General features: G+C 66.8%; 18 protein-coding genes. 5 read left to right on the top strand and 13 right to left on the bottom strand.

All coding sequences use genetic code 11. The features are described 5' to 3' along the window. Position 1 precedes the first annotated feature (1 nt). The 4 genes from DKG75_RS18430 to DKG75_RS18415 are packed head-to-tail and all read right to left on the bottom strand — an operon-like array spanning position 2 to position 3,925. Entirely contained in the window at positions 2–724 is a 723-nt protein-coding gene (locus tag DKG75_RS18430) for an ABC transporter ATP-binding protein (protein ID WP_109922633.1), read from the bottom strand. Further along, positions 721–1,542 carry an ABC transporter ATP-binding protein gene (locus tag DKG75_RS18425; RefSeq protein WP_109922632.1) on the bottom strand — a complete coding sequence of 274 codons (822 nt, stop codon included), beginning with the start codon at positions 1,540–1,542 and terminating at the stop codon, positions 721–723. Before DKG75_RS18425 ends, DKG75_RS18430 begins: the two co-directional genes overlap by 4 nt. Continuing rightward, positions 1,539–3,005, bottom strand: coding sequence for a high-affinity branched-chain amino acid ABC transporter permease LivM (gene livM / locus DKG75_RS18420; protein ID WP_109922631.1), 1,467 nt, complete (start codon positions 3,003–3,005; stop codon positions 1,539–1,541). The genes DKG75_RS18425 and livM overlap by 4 nt, the downstream gene beginning before the upstream one ends. A gap of 2 nt (positions 3,006–3,007) precedes the next feature. Continuing rightward, complete coding sequence (locus tag DKG75_RS18415; RefSeq protein WP_109922630.1) at positions 3,008–3,925, bottom strand: ABC transporter permease subunit; 918 nt, start codon at positions 3,923–3,925, stop codon at positions 3,008–3,010. 533 nt (positions 3,926–4,458) lie between these two features. On the opposite strand from DKG75_RS18415, the gene DKG75_RS18410 reads away from it, so the two are divergent. Next, complete coding sequence (locus tag DKG75_RS18410; RefSeq protein ID WP_109922629.1) at positions 4,459–5,838, top strand: tetratricopeptide repeat protein; 1,380 nt, start codon at positions 4,459–4,461, stop codon at positions 5,836–5,838. 123 nt (positions 5,839–5,961) lie between these two features. Here DKG75_RS18410 and DKG75_RS18405 read toward each other — a convergent pair whose 3' ends face one another. Further along, on the bottom strand, positions 5,962–7,602 hold the full coding sequence (locus tag DKG75_RS18405; RefSeq protein WP_208111884.1) for a methyl-accepting chemotaxis protein: 1,641 nt from the start codon (positions 7,600–7,602) through the stop codon (positions 5,962–5,964). 112 nt (positions 7,603–7,714) lie between these two features. Between DKG75_RS18405 and DKG75_RS18400 the strand changes: the two genes are divergently transcribed. Next, complete coding sequence (locus tag DKG75_RS18400) at positions 7,715–8,647, top strand: glutaminase (RefSeq protein ID WP_109922627.1); 933 nt, start codon at positions 7,715–7,717, stop codon at positions 8,645–8,647. Between the two features lie 40 nt (positions 8,648–8,687). On the opposite strand, the gene DKG75_RS18395 is transcribed toward DKG75_RS18400, so the two are convergent. The 7 genes from DKG75_RS18395 to DKG75_RS18365 all read right to left on the bottom strand — a co-directional run bounded on the left by DKG75_RS18395 (position 8,688) and on the right by DKG75_RS18365 (position 14,811). Continuing rightward, positions 8,688–9,152 carry a DUF29 domain-containing protein gene (locus DKG75_RS18395; RefSeq protein ID WP_109922626.1) on the bottom strand — a complete coding sequence of 155 codons (465 nt, stop codon included), beginning with the start codon at positions 9,150–9,152 and terminating at the stop codon, positions 8,688–8,690. 137 nt (positions 9,153–9,289) lie between these two features. After that, the gene (locus DKG75_RS18390; RefSeq protein WP_109922625.1) at positions 9,290–10,069 is read right to left on the bottom strand and encodes a succinate dehydrogenase iron-sulfur subunit; all 780 of its coding nucleotides are present in this window, start codon (positions 10,067–10,069) and stop codon (positions 9,290–9,292) included. 33 nt (positions 10,070–10,102) lie between these two features. Continuing rightward, the gene (gene sdhA, locus DKG75_RS18385; RefSeq protein WP_109922624.1) at positions 10,103–11,890 is read right to left on the bottom strand and encodes a succinate dehydrogenase flavoprotein subunit; all 1,788 of its coding nucleotides are present in this window, start codon (positions 11,888–11,890) and stop codon (positions 10,103–10,105) included. Between the two features lie 8 nt (positions 11,891–11,898). Beyond that, entirely contained in the window at positions 11,899–12,288 is a 390-nt protein-coding gene (gene sdhD, locus DKG75_RS18380) for a succinate dehydrogenase, hydrophobic membrane anchor protein (protein ID WP_109922623.1), read from the bottom strand. Between the two features lie 10 nt (positions 12,289–12,298). After that, entirely contained in the window at positions 12,299–12,682 is a 384-nt protein-coding gene (sdhC, locus tag DKG75_RS18375; protein WP_109922622.1) for a succinate dehydrogenase, cytochrome b556 subunit, read from the bottom strand. A gap of 202 nt (positions 12,683–12,884) precedes the next feature. Further along, complete coding sequence (locus DKG75_RS18370) at positions 12,885–13,934, bottom strand: MaoC family dehydratase (RefSeq protein ID WP_109922621.1); 1,050 nt, start codon at positions 13,932–13,934, stop codon at positions 12,885–12,887. A gap of 4 nt (positions 13,935–13,938) precedes the next feature. Next, positions 13,939–14,811: an HpcH/HpaI aldolase/citrate lyase family protein gene (locus DKG75_RS18365; protein WP_109922903.1), complete on the bottom strand. Its 873-nt coding sequence runs from the start codon at positions 14,809–14,811 to the stop codon at positions 13,939–13,941. A 143-nt stretch (positions 14,812–14,954) separates the two neighbouring features. Here DKG75_RS18365 and pdxY point away from each other — a divergent pair, with 143 nt between their 5' ends. Next, the gene (pdxY, locus tag DKG75_RS18360) at positions 14,955–15,806 is read left to right on the top strand and encodes a pyridoxal kinase (RefSeq protein ID WP_109922620.1); all 852 of its coding nucleotides are present in this window, start codon (positions 14,955–14,957) and stop codon (positions 15,804–15,806) included. Positions 15,807–15,828: 22 nt separating this feature from the next. Here the strand turns inward: pdxY and phaR are convergent, their stop codons facing one another. Beyond that, entirely contained in the window at positions 15,829–16,467 is a 639-nt protein-coding gene (gene phaR / locus DKG75_RS18355) for a polyhydroxyalkanoate synthesis repressor PhaR (protein WP_243746403.1), read from the bottom strand. Between the two features lie 246 nt (positions 16,468–16,713). Here phaR and DKG75_RS18350 point away from each other — a divergent pair, with 246 nt between their 5' ends. Both DKG75_RS18350 and phbB read left to right on the top strand, forming a co-directional pair. Beyond that, positions 16,714–17,889, top strand: coding sequence for an acetyl-CoA C-acetyltransferase (locus DKG75_RS18350; RefSeq protein WP_109922619.1), 1,176 nt, complete (start codon positions 16,714–16,716; stop codon positions 17,887–17,889). Positions 17,890–17,966: 77 nt separating this feature from the next. Further along, positions 17,967–18,689, top strand: coding sequence for an acetoacetyl-CoA reductase (phbB, locus tag DKG75_RS18345; RefSeq protein WP_109922618.1), 723 nt, complete (start codon positions 17,967–17,969; stop codon positions 18,687–18,689). The last annotated feature ends 7 nt before the right edge of the window (positions 18,690–18,696 follow it).

The raw sequence follows: 18,696 nt of genomic DNA, 5'->3' as shown, positions 1-18,696 counted from the left end.
CTCAATGCCCGCCTTCGAGATAGGCCGCGCGCACTTCCTCGTTGCCGAGGAGATCGGCGGAGGAGCCGCTCATCTGCACCCGCCCGCCCGCCAGCACATAGCCGCGGTGGGCCAGCTTCAGGGCGTGGTAGGCATTCTGCTCGACCAGGAACACGGTCATGCCCTGGCTCGCGTTGATCTCGCGGATGACCTGGAAGATCTGGCGCACGATGATCGGCGCCAGGCCCAGCGACGGTTCGTCGAGAAGGAGAAGGCGCGGCCGGCTCATCAGGGCACGGGCGATCGCCAGCATCTGCTGCTCCCCGCCCGACAGCGTGCCGCCGCGCTGGTGCTGGCGCTCCTTCAGGCGCGGGAACATGGCGAAGGCGCGCTCCAGGTCTTCGTCGAAGAAGGCGGGGTCGGTGACGACGGCGCCCATGCGCAGGTTCTCGAGCACGGTCATGCGCGGGAAGATGCGCCGCCCCTCCGGGCTCTGGGCGACGCCCATGCGCATGATCCTATGGGTGGGCAGGCCGGTGATGTCCTGGCCGTCCAGCAGGATGCGGCCCGCCGTCGGCTTCGGCTTGCCACACATGGACATCAGCAGGGTCGACTTGCCGGCGCCATTCGCCCCGATCAGGGTGACGATCTCGCCCGCATGGATCTCGACGTCGACGCCGCGCAGCGCCTCGATCGCGCCATAGGCGGCGCGCAGGCCCTCGATCTTCAGGAGCGGCGTGCTCATGCCACCGCTCCTTCCGCCTCGTCGTCCTCGCCCAGATAGGCGCGGATGACATCCGGGTTGGCCTTGATCTCGGCGGGCGTGCCCTCGGCGATCTTGCGGCCGTAGTCGAGGACCACGATGTGGTCGGAAATGCCCATGACCACGCTCATGTCGTGTTCGATCAGAAGGATGCCGGCGCCGTAATCGTCGCGGATCATCAGTAGCAACGTGTTGAGTTCCGCCGATTCGCGCGGGTTCAGCCCTGCCGCCGGCTCGTCGAGGCAGAGCAGCGCCGGCCCGGTGCACATGGCCCGCGCGATCTCCAGCCGGCGCTGGTCGCCGTAGGGAAGCGAGCCCGCCGGCTCGTCCGCCCGCGCCAGAAGGCCGGTGCGGTCGAGCCAGAAGCGCGCCCGCTCGATCGCCTCGCGCTCGGCGGCGCGATAGCTGGGCCAGCCGACCAGGCCGAGCAGGCTGTAACCGCTAGCGACCATGAGGCGGTTGTGCTGGGCGACCAGCAGGTTCTCGAGCACCGACATGCCGGCGAAGAGCCGGATGTTCTGGAAGGTGCGGGCGACGCCGGCGGTCTGGGTGATGCGGAAATCGTCGAGGCGTTCCAGCAGATAGGCCTTGCCGGTCTCGTGGCGGGTCAGGGTCAGGCGCCCGACGGTCGGCTTGTAGAAGCCGGTCAGGCAGTTGAACACCGTGGTCTTGCCGGCGCCGTTCGGGCCGATGACGGCGGTGATCTGGCGCTTCTGCGCCTCGAAGGAGACGTCGTTGATCGCCGTCAGCCCGCCGAAGCGCATGGTCAGGTGCTCGACCTGGAGCAGGGGTGCGCTCATCGCGTCACCCCCTTGCGGCCGTGCAGCAGGACTGTGGGATCGCGATGGGCCAGCAGCCCGCGCGGCCGCCACACCATGATCAGCACCATGCCGAGGCCGAACACCAGCATGCGGTATTCGGCCAGGCCGCGGAACGCCTCGGTCAGGCCGATGACCAGGATCGCGGCCAGCGCCACGCCCAACTGGCTGCCCATGCCGCCCAGCACGACGATCGCCAGGATCATGGCGGATTCGAGGAAGGTGAAGCTCTCGGGCGAGACGAAGCTCTGGGTCGTGGCGAAGAAGGAGCCGGCGAAACCGGCGAACATGGCGCCGATGGCGAAGGCCGTCAGCTTGGTGTTGGTCGGGTTGATGCCAAGGGCCCGGCAGGCGATCTCGTCCTCGCGCAGCGCTTCCCAGGCCCGCCCCACCGGCAGGCGGCGGATGCGGATGGTGAAGACATTGACGATAAGCGCCAGCACCAGGATCAGGTAGAAGAAGAAGATCGAGCGGTGCAGCGGCGAAAACTCGATGCCCATCAACTGGTGGAAGGGCACCACGCCCTCGGGCGCATTGCGGACGAAAGGATGGCCGAAGAAGGTCAGCCGCGGGATCGAGCCGATGCCGTTCGGCCCGCCCGAGAACGAAGTCCAGTTGAGGAGGACGATGCGGATGATCTCGCCGAAGCCAAGCGTCACGATGGCGAGATAGTCGCCGCGCAGGCGCAGCACCGGGAACCCCAGCAGGACGCCGAAGCTGGCGGCCAGCAGCCCGGCGATCGGCAGCGCGCCCCAGAAGCCGAAGCCATGGTCTTTGGACAGCAGGGCATAGGTATAGGCCCCGACCGCATAGAAGGCGACATAGCCGAGGTCCAGCAACCCGGCGAGGCCGATCACGATATTGAGGCCCCAGGCCAGCATCATATAGGTGAGCACCCGGATCGCCGTATCCAGTATATAGGAATTGGCGAAGGGCATCAGCGGCAGCAGCAGCGCCGCGACCAGCAGCAGCGCGCCGAGCCCCTTGGTGAACAGCCGGCGCAGGCGCTCCGCCCTGGCGTCGTCCTCGTCGGTCGGGGCCCGGGCCATGGCGGCGCGATGCGCCCCGACCTGGCCCGCGACGCCCCGCAGCACCAGGGCGACGCCGGCCGCGACCGACAGCACCTGCAGCAGGCCCGCCGGCCAGGGCAGCAGGAAGCCGGCGGCGATAAGCGCCGCGCCGATGCCATAGGCCGGCACCGGCAAGCCGCGCTCGCCGAGCGCCAGGCCGAGCCGGCCGAAGAAGACGAGGACGATGCCGATCGCGACCTCGGTGAAGCGGAGATCGACGGTCAGCTGCCCGCCCCGGTCGAGGGTCTGCAAGCCGACGATGGGCCCGGCCAGGGCCATGGCGACGAGGGCGACCAGGGCCGCATCCCGGAGCGCCGCCAGCGGCGGGCTGAGCGCCACCCGGGCGCCGCCGATCGAAGCGTGAGCGACGGCCATGGTCACACCTTCTCGATTTCGGGCCGGCCGAGCAGGCCGGTCGGGCGGAAGATGAGCACGAAGACGAGGATGGTGAAGGCCGCCACATCCTTGTATTCGACCGAGAAATAGGCCGACCACAGCGCCTCGATCAGCCCGATCAGAAGCCCGCCGAGCACCGCCCCGGGCAGGGAGCCGATGCCGCCGAGCACGGCCGCGGTGAACGCCTTCACCCCGGCGAGGAAGCCGATATAGAAGTCGATCACGCCGTAATAGAGGGTGACCATCATGCCGGCGACGGCGGCCAGCGCCGCGCCCATGACGAAGGTCATCGAGATCGTGCGGTCGACGTCGACCCCGATCAGCGACGCCATGGTGCGGTCCTGCTCGCAGGCGCGCTGGGCCCGGCCGAGGCTGGTGCGCGTGATCAGATAGGTGAAGCCGACCATGAGGGCGATGGTCAGCACCACGATGAAGACCTGGAGGTAGGACAGGGTGACGGTGAAACCGTCCGCGCTGGTCATCAGCTCGAAACCGCCGCGGATCACCGGCGCGATCGGCTTCGGCCGCGCGCCCTGGGCGATCTGGACATAGTTCTGCAAGAAGATGGAGACGCCGATGGCCGAGATCAGGGGCGCCAGCCGGAACGACCCGCGCAAGGGCCGATAGGCGATGCGCTCGATCGACCAGCCGTAGAGCGCGGTGATCGCCATCGCCAGGAGCAGGACGAGGAACAGCGCGAGCGGCACCCAGGTGAGCCCGACCAGGCCCATGACGATGATGCCGATGAGGGAGACGAAGGCCCCGATCATATAGACCTCGCCATGGGCGAAGTTGATCATGCCGATGATGCCGTAAACCATCGTGTAACCGATGGCGATCAGGGCGTAGACCGAACCGAGGGTGATGCCGTTGATCAGCTGCTGAACCAGATATTCCATGGCTCAGCCCCCTTTGCCGCAAGGCCGGCAGGACGCAAACGACAGCTCAGGACAGGAACGGGCATCGCCCGCCGCCAGGTAGATCCGCAAATTCCAACCCCCATCGGAAGAGCCCCGTTCGGCTGTCGCTCTTATTGCCGGGGCCGATTGATGGAAAACGTTAGCGCCCATTTCCGCCTGCCGCAATCGCGCTGCTGCGATTGGATCGAGACAATCGGCCGAAGGTCGCAGGGCCGGAGGTCGGTGTCGCAAGACGGCAAGCCCGGGCCACCCCCGCCCCGAATCGCCTTTCACGATTCGTTAGAGCTTTTGCCCTATAAACAAAACCGTCAGCGTACCCTCGTCGAAAACGCCGCCCGTCCCCCCCCCGATGGCGGCGACGATGGCCGATCATCCCCCTTTCGGCCTTCGGGAAGCCCGGCAGTGCCCCCCGCTGCCGGGCTTTCTCGTCTTCTCCGGTTCCGGCGTTCCCGGGCTTGCTTGTGCGCCGCATCTGTCCCCAAACTGTAACGGACATAAGCGGGAGGGGGCCCATGCAGAAAGATGCGCGCGGCAACGACGTCACCACCGACAATCCCGCGGCCGTTTCGGCCATCAACCGCATGATCGAGCAATGGCTGGGCTATGGCCAGTCGGCCAGCGTCATCTTCGAGGGTGTCGCGGCCGATCCCCGCTGCGTGATGGCGCAGGTGCTGGGCGCCGTGCTCAACCTCTTCCTCGAATCCGCCGCCGGGCGGCGGGCGGCCCGGCCCTTCCTGGCCCGGGCGCGCCAGCAGGTCGAGAAGGCGACAAGGCGCGAGCAATTGTGGCTGCTGGCGGTCGAAGCCTGGGCCAAGGGCGATACGGATCTCGCCATCCGCCTGCATCTCGATATCGCCGCCCATTGGCCGGGCGACCTCGCCAGCGTCAAGCTCTGCCAGCATCACCAGTTCAACCAGGGCGATGCGGCCGGCATGCTGGCGCTGTCCGAAGCCACGCTGCCGGCCAGCCGCGACGATCCCCATGCCCATGGCATGCGCGCCTTCGCCCTGGTCGAGAACCACCGGCTGCGCGAGGCGGAAGCCGCCGGCCGCCACGCCGTCGACCTGCGCCGGCGCGAACCCTGGGCCCATCACGCCGTCGCCCATGTCCTGGCTGCCGAGGGCCGGATCGACGAGGGCATCGACTGGCTGGAAAGCCATGCCGACAGTTGGGACGACTGCAATTCCTTCATGCTGACGCATAATTGGTGGCATCTCGCCCTGATGCATCTCGATCGCGACGATGCCGGCGCCGCCCTGGCGCTCTATGACACGCGCATCTGGGGCGTCTGGAAGGATTGCGCCCAGGACCAGGTCAATGCCGCCGCCCTGCTGTGGCGGCTGGAGACGCGGGGCGTCAACGTCGGCCACCGCTGGCACGATCTGGCGCGCCATGTCGCCGCGCGCGAGATCGATCACATCGAGCCCTTCCTCGATCTTCACTACCTGATGGCCTTGCTGCGCGGTGCCGGCCCGGCCCAGGCCGAGCGTTTCCTGGCCAGCCTGACCGCCCAGGCGCCGCTGGCCAAGCGCCACCGCCAGCGCGACTGGACCGGCGTCGCCCTGCCGCTGGCCGCCGGCCTTGCCGCCCGCGCCCGGGGCGACCATGGCACGGCCGCCGCCGCCTTCGCCGCCGCCCTGCCCGGCCTTGCCCGCATCGGCGGCAGCAACGCCCAGCGCGACCTGTTCATCGAATGCTGGATCGACAGCGCGCTGCGGGCCGGGGCGACCGCAGGCCTTGCCCCGGTGCTGGCGGAGCGGGCACGGCGGCGCCCCACCGTCGCCCGCCATTTCCGCGACCTCGCCCATCTCGCCCGCATCGAGGGCGCCATTCCCCGCGCCATCGACGCCGAACACCGGGCCGAGGCCCTGGCCCGCAGCTACGCCGTGTAACCCCCCTCGCCCCGCTTGCGGGGAGAGGGCGGGGTGAGGAGCAGACCGCTGCCCCCGCATGCCATCCCCAAACGAAACGGGCCGCCCTTTCGGAGCGGCCCGTCGCTTGGGTCGAAGCCGCGGTCAGAGCTTCTTCACTTCATCCAGGAACTTGGCCACTTCGCCGCGCATCAGCGCCGCCTGATCGGCCAGCGAGATGGCACCGCTGGCGACCTTCGAGACCGCAGCACCGGATTCGCTGGTCGCCTGGCTCAGCGCGGCGACATTGTTGGTCACTTCGCGAGTGCCGCCCGCCGCTTCCTGGACGTTGCGGCTGATCTCGTGGACGGCGCTGCCCTGTTCCTCGACCGCGGCGGCGATGGCGCCGGCGATTTCGTTGATCTGGCTGATGGTCTGGGTGATCGCGGTGATCGCCCCGACCGCGTCGTGGGTCGCGCCCTGGATCGAGGTGATCTGGCCGGCGATTTCCTCGGTCGCCTTCGCCGTCTGGTTGGCGAGGTTCTTCACCTCCGAGGCGACGACGGCAAAGCCCTTGCCGGCCTCGCCGGCGCGGGCCGCCTCGATCGTCGCATTGAGGGCGAGGAGGTTGGTCTGGCCGGCGATATCGTTGATCAGCTTCACGACGGCGCCGATCTTCTCGGACGCCTCGGCCAGGCCCTTCACGGTGACATTGGTCTTTTCCGCCTGGGCGACCGCGGCCTGGGCCACGGTCGACGACTGGGTCGCCTGGCGGCCGATCTCGGCGACCGAAGCGGCCAGTTCCTCGGTCGCGGCGGCGACCGTCTGGACGTTGGACGAGGCTTCGTCGGCATTGGTGGCGATGGTTTCCGACTGGGCGACGGTTTCCTGCACCACCGCGGCCATGACATCGGCGGCCGAGCGCATTTCATCCGCCGAGCCGGCGACCGATTCGACCGCCGTCTTCACGTTGCGCTCGAAACTGTCGATGACCTCGACCGTCTTGGTCACGATCGACCAGGTCACCATCGGGCCGATATAGGAACCGTCGTCGTCCATGATGGCGGAGACCCGCAGGTCCAGGGTCTCGGGCCCGAGCCTGATCTTGGCATTGTGCGGCAGGTTGCGCGGGTCGGCCAGCAGGCGGCGCTGGTGCGACGGGTTCTTGTGGAAAATGTCGATGCAGGTGCCGAGCGCGCGGTCGGCCTTGATCGGCAGCAGGTGTTCGACCGCCCTCAGCGTCGTGGTCGAGGTGCGGTTGATATAGTTGATTTCCAGCGTGTCCTTGTCCGCGGTCATCACATTGATGGGCATGTCGTCCATCATGCGCATCAGCAGCTTGGTCTGCTGCTCCTTCTTCACGAAGTCGGTGATGATCGACCAGGTCAGCATCGGACCGATATAATTGCCCTGGACGTCGCGGATCGCGGAGACCTGAAGGTCCAGGATCTCGGGCCCGAGCTTGATGCGGGCGCGATGCGGCAGGTTCTTCGGGTCGGACAGCATGCGGCGCTGGTGCGCCGGATTCTTGTGGAAGATATCGATGGAGCGGCCGAGCAGTTGATCGGCCTTCGCGGGCAGCAGGTGTTCGAGCTTGCGCAGGGTCTCGACCGAGGTCCGGTTCATATAGGTGATCGAGAAATCCTTGAGTTCGCACATCATGACATTGACCGGCATGGCATCGAGCATCTGCTTCAATGCCGCCAGCTCGCCCTTCACTTCGGCGAGCGAGCCTTCGGCCGCGGTCGCGGCTGACTTGGCGGAGGCGAGTTCAGCCTCGAATTCCCTACGGCGCGTTGCAAACATCTTGGGGCCCTCTTGGACGATTGTCCCGCATGCATTGATGCCCGACATCGTGATCCGTATTCCCTAATTATTGGTAAGCTGCGGCGCCCCGACCAACCGAACCCGAGGCTGTATGTCACTTTCCCTTGCCGAAACCGTCGCCGCCATCGCGGCCGACATGGCCGGCCGTACCGAACGCGGCAAGGTCGCGACCTATATCCCGGAACTGGCCGGCGTCGATCCCGGGCAATTCGGCATCGCGGTCGTCGATGCCGAGGGCACCCTTACGGCGGCGGGCGATTCGGAGACGCCCTTCTCGATCCAGAGCGTCTCCAAGGTCTTCACCCTGACGCTGGCGCTGGGCAAGGTGGGCGATACCCTGTGGAACCGGGTCGGGCGGGAGCCGTCGGGCAATGCCTTCAACTCGATCACCCAGCTCGAATACGAGAAGGGCATCCCGCGCAATCCCTTCATCAATGCCGGCGCCATCGTCGTCGCCGATGCCATCCTGGCCGGCCATACGCCCAAGGTGGCGCTGGGCGAGATCCTGCGCTTCCTGCGCTTCATCGCCGACGACGAGGACATCCACATCGACCAGAAGGTCGCCCGCTCGGAACAGGACACCGGCTTTCGCAACGCCGCGCTGGCCAATTACCTGCGCGCCTTCGGCAATCTGCGCGCCCCGGTCGAACAAGTGCTGGGGGTCTATTTCCATCATTGCGCCATCGCCGTGACCTGCCGCCAACTGGCCCTGGCCGGCCGCTACCTGGCCTTCGGCGGGCGCCATCCCACCGCCGGCGGCCGGGTGGTGTCGGCGGGCCGGGCCAAGCGCATCAACGCCCTGATGCTGACCTGCGGCCATTACGACGGCTCGGGCGACTTCGCCTTCAAGGTCGGCATCCCCGCCAAATCCGGCGTGGGCGGCGGCATTCTCGCCGTCGTCCCCGGCAAGGCCGCCATCGCCGTCTGGTCGCCCGGGCTGGACGCCCAGGGCAATTCCGTCTTGGGATCGGCGGCGCTGGAGATCCTGTCCCAGCGCATGCAATGGTCGGTGTTCGGGGCGTGAGCCCGCCCGAAACGGTCGGGGCCCGACCTAGCCGATACGGCTATGGAGCACTTCTTTCCTCCGGCCAAAATTGATCGTCTATAATTTTCTCGAACGACCAAGGGCATTTGGCCGGAAAGGTTATCTCCGGCAGACCGGTTTCATCCGCAGCCAGGATCAAGGCATTGCCATAGGCCTGTTCGATGACTTCCGGGACTCTCGATTTCAGGCTGGGATTGTCCTTAAGGTGAACCGCGAGATCGCGCCGCTGCACCCTGATGGTCGCTTCCCAGGAAGACCCCCGCCGTACAGGCTGAAACTGCCATTTCAGCAAGTGCAGGAACAATATGGCGAGACGATTTGCCAATTCCCGCTTTTCGGTCTTGCCCATGCTCTCGATTTCCTCGGCGATATTCTCAATGTCGGCCGCCGCCAGCTTCCCGGCACGCAGAAGGGCAGCCTGTTCATTGGCCCAGGCATAAAAATCGCGATCATAGAGACCGGATTTCGAAGAGGAGGGTGGCATATCTCGATTTCCTCCAGAGACGCCGCAACAGTTTACAACGGTCGGGCCCCGGGGGCACATCGCATGTCGAATGAGCTGGCGAAGGGCTTGAAGAGCCGGCCCCTCGGGCCCGGCTCTTCATCATCGCGGCAGGACGGTCAGCCCCGGCGTTCGACCATCATCTGCTTGATGCCGGCGATCGCCTTGGCCGGGTTCAGGCCCTTGGGGCAGGTGTTGGCGCAATTCATGATGGTGTGGCAGCGATAGAGGCGGAACGGGTCCTCGAGATTGTCGAGGCGCTCGCCCGTGCCTTCGTCGCGGGTGTCGACCAGCCAGCGGTAGGCCTGGAGCAGGATCGCCGGGCCGAGATAACGGTCGCCGTTCCACCAGTAGCTGGGGCAGGAGGTGGAGCAGCAGGCGCAGAGGATGCATTCATAGAGACCGTCGAGCTTTTCGCGGTCGTCCTTCGATTGCAGCCGCTCGCGCGTCGGGGCCGGGGTCTCGGTCTGCATCCACGGCTTGATCGAGGCGTATTGGGCGTAGAAATGGGTCAGGTCGGGGACCAGATCCTTCACCACCGGCATATGCGGCAGCGGATAGATCTTGACCTCGCCCTTCACGTCCTCGATCGCCTTGGTGCAGGCGAGCGTATTGCCCCCGTCGATGTTCATCGCGCAGGAACCGCACACCCCCTCGCGGCAGGAGCGCCGGAAGGTGAGGCTCGGGTCCAACTCGTTCTTGATCTTGATCAGGGCGTCCAGGACCATGGGCCCGCATTGATCGAGATCGACCTCGTAAGTGTCGAGGCTGGGGTTCTTGCCGGTGTCCGGGTCGTAGCGATAGACCTTGAACGCCTTCACGCGCTTGGCGCCCTTCGCGGCCTTCACCGTCTTGCCGGTGCCGACCCTCGAATTCTTGGGCAGTGCGAATTCAACCATTGGCCTTGCCTTTCGTAATCCCGCCGGTCGCGCTCAGTAAACGCGCGGGCGCGGCGTGATGTATTCGATTTCGTCGGTGAGCGTGTAGGTATGGACCGGACGGTAGTCGAGGGCGACATTGCCCTGCTCGTCGGCCCAGGCCAGCGTGTGCTTCATCCAGGTTTCGTCGTCGCGATTGGCGAAATCCTCGCGGGCGTGGGCGCCGCGGCTTTCCTGGCGGTTGGCGGCGCCGGTCATGGTGACCAGGGCCTGGCGCAGCAGGTTGTCCAGTTCCAGGGTTTCCATCAGGTCGCTGTTGTAGATCACCGAACGGTCGGTCACGCCGACGTCCGACCACAGGTCCCAGACTTCCTTGATCAGGCCCTTGCCCTCGTCGAGCACGTCGCCGGTACGGAACACCGCGCAATTGTTCTGCATCACCCGCTGCATCTTAGCCCGGATGACCGCGGTCGGCGTGCCGCCCTTGGCGTTGCGCAAGCCGTCGAAGCGGCTGAGCGCCGGCTCGGCCGAATCCTTGGCCAGGTCGCGCTGGGATTCGCCCGGCTTCACGATCTCGGCGGCGCGGATGGCGGCGGCGCGGCCGAACACCACGAGATCGATCAGCGAGTTGGAGCCGAGGCGGTTGGCGCCATGGACCGAGACGCAGGCCGCCTCGCCGATCGCCATCAGGCCGGGGATCACGTGATCCGGATTGCCGTCCTTCAGGGTCACGACTTCGCCGTGATAATTGGTCGGGATGCCGCCCATGTTGTAGTGGACGGTGGGCAGCACCGGGATCGGCTGCTTGGTGACGTCGACGCCGGCGAAGATCTTGGCCGATTCCGAAATGCCCGGCAGGCGCTCGTGCAGGATCTTCGGGTCGAGATGTTCGAGGTGCAGGTAGATATGGTCCTTGTTCGGACCGACGCCGCGCCCCTCGCGGATCTCGATGGTCATGGCGCGCGAGACGACGTCGCGCGAGGCCAGGTCCTTGGCCGACGGCGCATAGCGTTCCATGAAGGCTTCGCCGTTGGAATTGCGCAGGATGCCGCCTTCGCCGCGGGCACCCTCGGTGATCAGGCAGCCCGAGCCGTAGATGCCGGTCGGGTGGAATTGCACGAATTCCATGTCCTGCAGGGGCAGGCCAGCGCGCAGCACCATGCCGCCGCCGTCGCCGGTGCAGGTATGGGCCGAGGTCGCCGAGAAATAGGCGCGGCCATAGCCGCCGGTGGCCAGCACGACGATCTTCGCCCGGAAGCGATGGATCTTGCCGTCGTCGAGGCACCAGGCGACGACGCCCCGGCACTCGCCGTTCTCCATGATCAGGTCGAGCACGAAATACTCGATGAAGAACTGGGCGTCGAAGCGCAAGCTCTGCTGGTACAGCGTGTGCAGGATGGCGTGGCCGGTCCGGTCGGCGGCGGCGCAGGTGCGCTGGGCCTGGCCCTTGCCGAAATGGGTGGTCATGCCGCCGAAGGCGCGCTGGTAGATCTTGCCCTCGGGCGTGCGCGAGAAGGGCACGCCGTAATGTTCCAGTTCGACCACCGCCGCCGGAGCCTCGCGGCACATGTATTCGATGGCGTCCTGGTCGCCCAGCCAGTCCGACCCCTTGACGGTGTCGTACATGTGGAAGCGCCAGTCGTCCTCGCCCATGTTGCCGAGAGCGGCGGAGATGCCGCCCTGCGCCGCCACGGTGTGGGAGCGGGTGGGGAACACCTTGGTGATACAGGCGGTCTTCAGACCGCGTTCCGCCATCCCGAAGGTGGCGCGGAGACCGGCGCCGCCGGCGCCGACGACCACGACGTCGAACGTATGGTCCGTGATTGCATAAGCCTGGGGCATGACGTCACTCAGATCGCGATTTTGAGGATCGAGAAAACGGCCGCGGCACCAAGCACGACGGTCGCGAAATTCACCAGCATGGAAACGATCAGCTTGGTCGATTCCGCGTGGATATAGTCTTCGATGACGACCTGGGCCCCGAGTTTCAGGTGCCAGAAGCCGACCCCGACGAAGAGGCCGAGCAGCACGGCGACGAGCGGCTGCGCCACCCAGCCGACGAAGACTTCATAGGGGCTGCCGGCCAGCACGACGAGGCTGGCGACGAACCAGATGGTGAGCGGCACCAGGGCGATGGCCGAGACGCGCTGCAACCACCAGTGATGGGTGCCGTCCTTGGCCGAGCCGAGGCCGCGGACGGCGCCGAGCGGCGAACGAAGGGAGCTACGGGGGGAAGCCATGGTTGCGACCTCAGAAAATATAGGCGGCCAGCCAGACGATCACGGTAAGCGCGACCGACCCGGCGACGACGGCGAGCGACGCCTTGTGCGAGACCTGCTTGTCGAAGCCCCAGCCCGCGTCCCAGAACAGGTGGCGCAGGCCGTTCAGCAGGTGGAAGCAAAGCGCCCAGGTGAAGCCGAACAGGATGATAAGGCCGACGAAGGAGCCGGCGAACCACTGGAAGGTGGCATAAGCATCGGGGCCCGACGCGGCGGCGACCAGCCACCAGGTGAGCAGCAGCGTGCCGAAGCCGAGGCCGACGCCGGTCGCGCGGTGCGTGATCGAGGCGAGGGCGGTCAGCGGCAGTCGGTAGACCTGGAGATGCGGCGAAAGCGGACGCTCGAATTGAGCCATCGCTGGTCCTCATTCTGTTGGGTCGAACCCCAGCCCGACCTTTGGTTGCCCCCCGTGGGGGGCCGATACGCGGCGGGCCAGGGCGGCCCGCCAAACGGCCTGATACTAAAGGCGGATCACCGCCAGTCAACGAAACCTAAGTCAAAAGTGGAAGCAGCGCTTCCAGGGCCACCCCGGCGGGCGCCGGGATGGCGATACACGTTCAGCGGCGCGGGATCAGCACCCAATAGTCGAAGTCGAGCACGACATGCTCGCCCGACTCGGGGAAATCCGCCGCCGGCAGGTTCTTGGTGGCGACGAGGCGAAGGCGCAGCGCGCCCACATCCCTGCGCCCCGGGATCTCGGCCTTGTCCTTCACTTCCGACCACGCGAACAGCGTGTCGCCGGCGAAGGTCGGGGCCGCATGGCGCCCGCCGTTGATCGCGGCGATGAAGAGCGCATTGCCGAGGCCGTTGAACGACAGCGCCCGCGCCAGCGAGATGACGTGGCCGCCGTACATCAGGCGCCGGCCGAAACGGCCGTCCTTCTCGGTGAACTGGTTGAAGTGGACGCGCGCCGTATTCTGGTAGAGGCGCGTCGCCATCATGTGCTCGGCTTCCTCGATGGTCATGCCGTCCACATGGTCGATCTTCTCGCCGACGGCGTAATCGTCCCAGAGATGGGGCGAGCCCGACAGCACGCTATCGAAGGTCGAAAGGTCGAGGCCGGCCGGCACGGTCAGGAACTCGGGCGAGACCACCGGGGCGAGGTCGGGGACCACCGCTTCGGGCGCCGGGCTCGCCTTGTCGCGCTTCCTGACCATGACCCAGCGGTAATAGTCGAGCACGAGGTCGCCGGCATCGTCGCGGCCGACGGAGCGGACATAGACCGTGCCCGTCTCCTTGTTCGAATTTTCCTTGAGGCCGGCGACCGTCGAGGTGGTCGACAGCGTCGTCCCCGGCGCCACCAGCTTGTGGAAACGCCCCTGGGCGTAGCCGAGGTTGGCGACCGCGTTCAGCGAGACGTCCGGCACCGTCTTGCCGAAGACGACATGGAAGGTGAGCAGGTCGTCGACCGGCGCCCCCGCCAGCCCGATCGCCCGGGCGAAGGCGGCCGACGACTGGGCGACGAAACGGCTGCCGGTCAGCGCGGTATAAAGCGCGACATCGCCCTCGGTCACGGTGCGCGGGGTCGCGTGCACCAGCTCCTGGCCGACCTTGAAGTCCTCGAAGAAATTGCCTTTGGCGGTCTTGGGGGCGGTCTTGGTGCTCATCGCCTCACCCCCGCGCCGCGATGGCGTCGGCCAGCGCCACGATGCGCTTGGCATTGTCGACATGCAGGTTCTCGATCAGCTTGCCGTCGACCAGGACCACGCCCTTGCCCTCGGCTTCCGCCGCGGCGAAAGCGTCGATGATCTTGCGCGACCAGGCGATTTCCGCCTCCGACGGCGCGAAGACCTCATTGGCGCCCTCGACCTGATTGGGATGGATCAGGGTCTTGCCGTCGAAGCCGAGTTCGACGCCCTGGAGGCACGAGGCGCGATAGCCCTCCTCGTCCTTGAGGTCGAGATAGACGCCGTCGAGGATGCTGAGGCCATAGGCCCGGGCCGCCAGCATGGTGATGCCGAGCGAGGTCAGCATCGGCAGGCGCAGCGGCGTATGGCGCGAATGCAGGTCCTTGGTCAGGTCCGAGGTGCCCATGACGAAACAGGTGAGGCGCTTCGACGCGGCCGCGATCTCCGCCGCGCGCAGGATGCCGAGCGGGGTCTCCATCATCGCCCAGATCGTGGTCGTGGCCGGGGCGCCCGCCTCGTTCAGCAGGGCTTCCGCCTTCAGGATGGTCGCCGCATCCTCGACCTTGGGCAGGAGGATGGCATCGGGGCCGAGCGGCGCCAGGACCTTGATATCGTCCAGGCCCCAGGGGGTTTCGAGGCCGTTGGTGCGGACGACGACTTCGCGGAAGCCATAGCCGCCGGTCTTCAGGGCCTCCGCGATCTGGGTGCGGGCCAGGTCCTTGGAATCCGGCGACACCGCATCCTCGAGATCCAGGATCAGGCCGTCCGCCGGCAGGCTGCGGGCCTTGTCGAGCGCGCGGGCATTCGCCCCCGGCATGTAGAGAACAGAGCGGCGCGGCCGGACAGTGCTCATGATTTCCCCATCGATCGGAAATAAATTGCGAAATTGGCGCCGACTATAGTCAGGCCTGGACGACAGGCAAGGTCGCAACGCAGCAATTTTACCGCTTAGCGAAAGCAGGCTGGCCTTCGAACCGGTCCGCGCCCAAGCTGGCGGCCATGTCGGCCCCGATCGTCCTCTCCATCCAGTCCCGAGTCGCCCACGGCCATGTCGGCAATTCGGCCGCGGTCTTCGTGCTGCAATCGCTCGGCTGCGAGGTGATCGAGGTCCCGACCGTGCTGCTTTCCGCCCATCCGGGCTACGGCCCGCCGGGGGGCGGGGCCCTGCCGGTCGAATTGTTGCGCGGGGTGATCGACGGGCTGGAACGGATCGGCATGCTTGCCCGCATCGATGCGGTGATCGTCGGCTTTCTCGGCACGGTCGAGACCGGCCATCTGGCGGCCGACGCCATCCGCCGGGTGCGGGCGGCCAATCCGGCGGCCCTGGTGGTGATCGATCCGGTGATCGGCGACCGGGACGGCGGGCGCTATGTCCGCGACGGCATCGCCGAGGTCTTCCGCGACCACCTGATCCCGCTGGCCGACGCGGTGAAGCCGAACCACTTCGAACTGGAATATCTGGCCGGGCGGCCGCTCCCGGACCTTGCCGCCGCCCTTGGGGCCCTGGACGCCCTGAAGGTGCCGGTCGCCGTCGCGACCTCGCTGGAATTGCCGGAGGGCGATCTCGGCACCCTGGCCCTGGTCGGGGGCACGGCCTGGCTGGCCCGCACCCGGCCCGCCGCCGATCCGCCCCACGGCCTCGGCGACTCGCTGGGCGCGGCGCTGGCGGCCCATATGAGCGCGGGCGAAACCGCCCTGACCGCCCTCGGCCGGGCCATCGGCATGGTGGAAGCCCTGATCGGTGCCGCCCGCAGCCTGGGCCGGGCGGAACTGCCGCTGATCGAGGCGGCGAGCCTGATCGCCGGGGCGCCGCCGAAGCGGCTGGAACGGCTCGCCATCCCACCCCGGTGATGGGCCCGGTGACGGGAAAGGCTTATTCTTCGGCCGTGGGGGCCTTTTCCGGCTCGGCCTTCTTGGCGATGCCGTCGAGCTGGCGCTGCATCGCCTCGATCTGGGCGCGCAGGGCCGAGATTTCGGTTTCCGAACCGCCGGCGACCGGCGCCATGGACGGCAGTTCCCCGGTCGGATTGTCGCCGGTCGCGGCGCGCAGCGCGGCGAAGGGCGAGAAGGCGCGGATCGCGCGCTCGAACAGCTGGAAATTCTGCCGCGCCAGTTCCTCGAAGGTGCGCAGCGGGTTCTTGCCCGAGAACGCCTCGGAGATCACGCTCTTCACCTGCTCCTGGTTCTTGGCGAAGGATTCCATCGACAGTTCGAGATAATTCGGCAGCACGCCCTGAAGCTGGTCGCCATAGAAGCGGATGAGCTGGCGCAGGAAGCGGATCGGCAGCAGGTTCTGGCCCTTGCCCTCTTCCTCGAAGATGATCTGGGTCAGCACGGAACGGGTGATGTCCTCGCCCGTCTTGGCGTCATAGACGACGAAATCCTCGCCGTTCTTCACCATCTGGCACAGGTGATCGAGTGTCACGTAACTCGACGTCGCCGTGTTGTAGAGACGCCGGTTGGCGTATTTCTTGATGGTGACGGGCGCTTCGCCAATCGTTTTTTTTGCCACAGCCGTACCAATCGTTCTGGGGGACGTTTCCGCGGCATTCTCGCTTGTTGCGGTGCCGTGACGCAAGCGCCGCGTGAGACCGAAGGCGCAGCAAAGCGGTTGCGGGGCCGCGACTAATTTCTCGTTTACCGCCGTTGGCCGGTCATGCAATGTGGCGCCGCGACGGCCGGAAAGCCGCCCGAAATATTCAGATGAAGGCACCAGGCGAACCCCGCGCGGTGCCGCAGCAGATCTGGGAGAGAACACATGACCGACGTTGTCATCGTCGCCGCTGCCCGTACTCCGGTCGGCTCCTTCAACGGCTCGTTCGCCGACGTGCCGGCCCATGTCCTCGGCCAGACGGTGATCACCGAAGTGCTGAAGCGCGCCAATGTCGCGCCGGCGGATGTTTCCGAAGTCATCCTCGGCCAGATCCTCGCCGCCGGCCAGGGCCAGAACCCGGCGCGCCAGGCCACGGTCAACGCCGGCCTGCCGGTCGAAGTGCCGGCCTGGGGCATCAACCAGCTGTGCGGCTCGGGCCTGCGCGCGGTCGCCCTCGGCTTCCAAGCGGTGAAGAACGGCGACTCGGCCATCGTCGTCGCCGGCGGCCAGGAAAGCATGAGCCAGGCCCAGCATGTGGCGCACCTGCGCTCGGGCACCAAGATGGGCGACCTGAAGTTCGTCGACAGCATGCTGAAGGACGGTCTGACCGACGCTTTCTACGGCTACCACATGGGCATCACCGCCGAGAACGTGGCGCGCCAGTGGCAGCTCACCCGCGAGGAGCAGGACGCCTTCGCCGTCGCCTCGCAGAACAAGGCCGAGGCCGCCCAGGCCGCGGGCAAGTTCAAGGATGAAATCGTCCCCGTCACGATCAAGACCCGCAAGGGCGACATCGTCGTCTCGGAAGACGAATACATCCGCAAGGGTGCCACGATCGACGTCATGACCAAGCTGAAGCCCGCCTTCGACAAGGAAGGCACGGTCACGGCCGGCAATGCCTCGGGCATCAACGACGGCGCCGCCGCCGTGGTCCTGATGAGCGCCGAGGAAGCGAAGAAGCGCGGCCTGACCCCGCTCGCCCGCATCGTCTCCTGGGCCCAGGCCGGCGTCGATCCGAAGATCATGGGCACGGGCCCGATCCCGGCCTCGCGCGCCGCGCTGAAGGCCGCCGGCTGGTCCGTCGACGATCTCGACCTGATCGAGGCGAACGAGGCTTTCGCCGCCCAGGCGCTGGCCGTCAACAAGGATCTCGGCTGGGATACCTCGAAGGTGAACGTGAACGGCGGCGCCATCGCCATCGGCCACCCGATCGGCGCTTCGGGCGCCCGCGTGCTCGTCACCCTGCTGCACGAAATGCAGAAGCGCGACGCGAAGAAGGGTCTCGCCACGCTGTGCATCGGCGGCGGCATGGGCGTCGCCCTGACCGTCGAGCGCGACTGATCTCCTTAACCGTCACCCGGCCGGGGCCAAACCCCGGCCGGTCTCTCTGCAGCGAATATAGGGCATTGGAGGAAAACATGGCTCGGGTTGCGGTCGTCACCGGCGGCACGCGTGGTATTGGCCACGCCATTTCCGTCGCGCTGAAGGATGCCGGCTACATCGTCGCGGCGAATTACGCCGGCAACGACGAAGCGGCGGCGAAGTTCAAGGAAGAGACCGGTATCGCGGTCTACAAGTGGAATGTGGCGAGCTTCGCCGAGTGCCAGGAAGGCCTCGCCAAGATCGAGGCCGAACTCGGCCCGGTCGAGGTCGTCGTCAACAACGCCGGCATCACCCGCGACGGCCTGCTGCACAAGATGTCGCTGGAGCAGTGGACCCAGGTCATCGACACCGACCTGAATTCCCTGTTCAACATGACCCGCCCGGTGATCGAGGGCATGCGCACCCGCGGTTTCGGCCGCATCGTCAACATCTCGTCGATCAACGGCCAGAAGGGCCAGGCCGGCCAGACCAATTACTCGGCGGCCAAGGCCGGGCTGATCGGCTTCACCAAGGCGCTGGCCCAGGAAGGCGCCTCGAAGGGCATCACCGTGAACGTGGTGGCGCCCGGCTACATCAACACCGAAATGGTCGCCGCCGTGCCGGAGCCCGTGCTCCAGAAGATCATCGGCCAGATCCCGGTCGGCCGCCTCGGCAAGGCCGAGGAAATCGCCCGCGCGGTGGTCTTCCTCGCTTCCGACGATGCCGGCTTCATCACCGGTTCGACCATCACCGCGAACGGCGGCCAATATTACGCCTGATCACCGC

Source organism: Zavarzinia compransoris, from assembly GCF_003173055.1.
Lineage (GTDB): Bacteria > Pseudomonadota > Alphaproteobacteria > Zavarziniales > Zavarziniaceae > Zavarzinia > Zavarzinia compransoris.
This window is presented reverse-complemented; position numbering and strand designations above follow the sequence as displayed.

Excerpts from the sequence above, each read along its gene's own strand:
- DKG75_RS18430 (WP_109922633.1), bottom strand. The coding sequence starts at position 724 with ATGAGCACGCCGCTCCTGAAGATCGAGGGCCTGCGCGCCGCCTATGGC.
- DKG75_RS18425 (WP_109922632.1), bottom strand. The coding sequence starts at position 1,542 with ATGAGCGCACCCCTGCTCCAGGTCGAGCACCTGACCATGCGCTTCGGC.
- livM (WP_109922631.1), bottom strand. The coding sequence starts at position 3,005 with ATGGCCGTCGCTCACGCTTCGATCGGCGGCGCCCGGGTGGCGCTCAGC.
- DKG75_RS18415 (WP_109922630.1), bottom strand. The coding sequence starts at position 3,925 with ATGGAATATCTGGTTCAGCAGCTGATCAACGGCATCACCCTCGGTTCG.
- DKG75_RS18410 (WP_109922629.1), top strand. The coding sequence starts at position 4,459 with ATGCAGAAAGATGCGCGCGGCAACGACGTCACCACCGACAATCCCGCG.
- DKG75_RS18405 (WP_208111884.1), bottom strand. The coding sequence starts at position 7,602 with ATGTTTGCAACGCGCCGTAGGGAATTCGAGGCTGAACTCGCCTCCGCC.
- DKG75_RS18400 (WP_109922627.1), top strand. The coding sequence starts at position 7,715 with ATGTCACTTTCCCTTGCCGAAACCGTCGCCGCCATCGCGGCCGACATG.
- DKG75_RS18395 (WP_109922626.1), bottom strand. The coding sequence starts at position 9,152 with ATGCCACCCTCCTCTTCGAAATCCGGTCTCTATGATCGCGATTTTTAT.
- DKG75_RS18390 (WP_109922625.1), bottom strand. The coding sequence starts at position 10,069 with ATGGTTGAATTCGCACTGCCCAAGAATTCGAGGGTCGGCACCGGCAAG.
- sdhA (WP_109922624.1), bottom strand. The coding sequence starts at position 11,890 with ATGCCCCAGGCTTATGCAATCACGGACCATACGTTCGACGTCGTGGTC.
- sdhD (WP_109922623.1), bottom strand. The coding sequence starts at position 12,288 with ATGGCTTCCCCCCGTAGCTCCCTTCGTTCGCCGCTCGGCGCCGTCCGC.
- sdhC (WP_109922622.1), bottom strand. The coding sequence starts at position 12,682 with ATGGCTCAATTCGAGCGTCCGCTTTCGCCGCATCTCCAGGTCTACCGA.
- DKG75_RS18370 (WP_109922621.1), bottom strand. The coding sequence starts at position 13,934 with ATGAGCACCAAGACCGCCCCCAAGACCGCCAAAGGCAATTTCTTCGAG.
- pdxY (WP_109922620.1), top strand. The coding sequence starts at position 14,955 with ATGTCGGCCCCGATCGTCCTCTCCATCCAGTCCCGAGTCGCCCACGGC.
- DKG75_RS18350 (WP_109922619.1), top strand. The coding sequence starts at position 16,714 with ATGACCGACGTTGTCATCGTCGCCGCTGCCCGTACTCCGGTCGGCTCC.
- phbB (WP_109922618.1), top strand. The coding sequence starts at position 17,967 with ATGGCTCGGGTTGCGGTCGTCACCGGCGGCACGCGTGGTATTGGCCAC.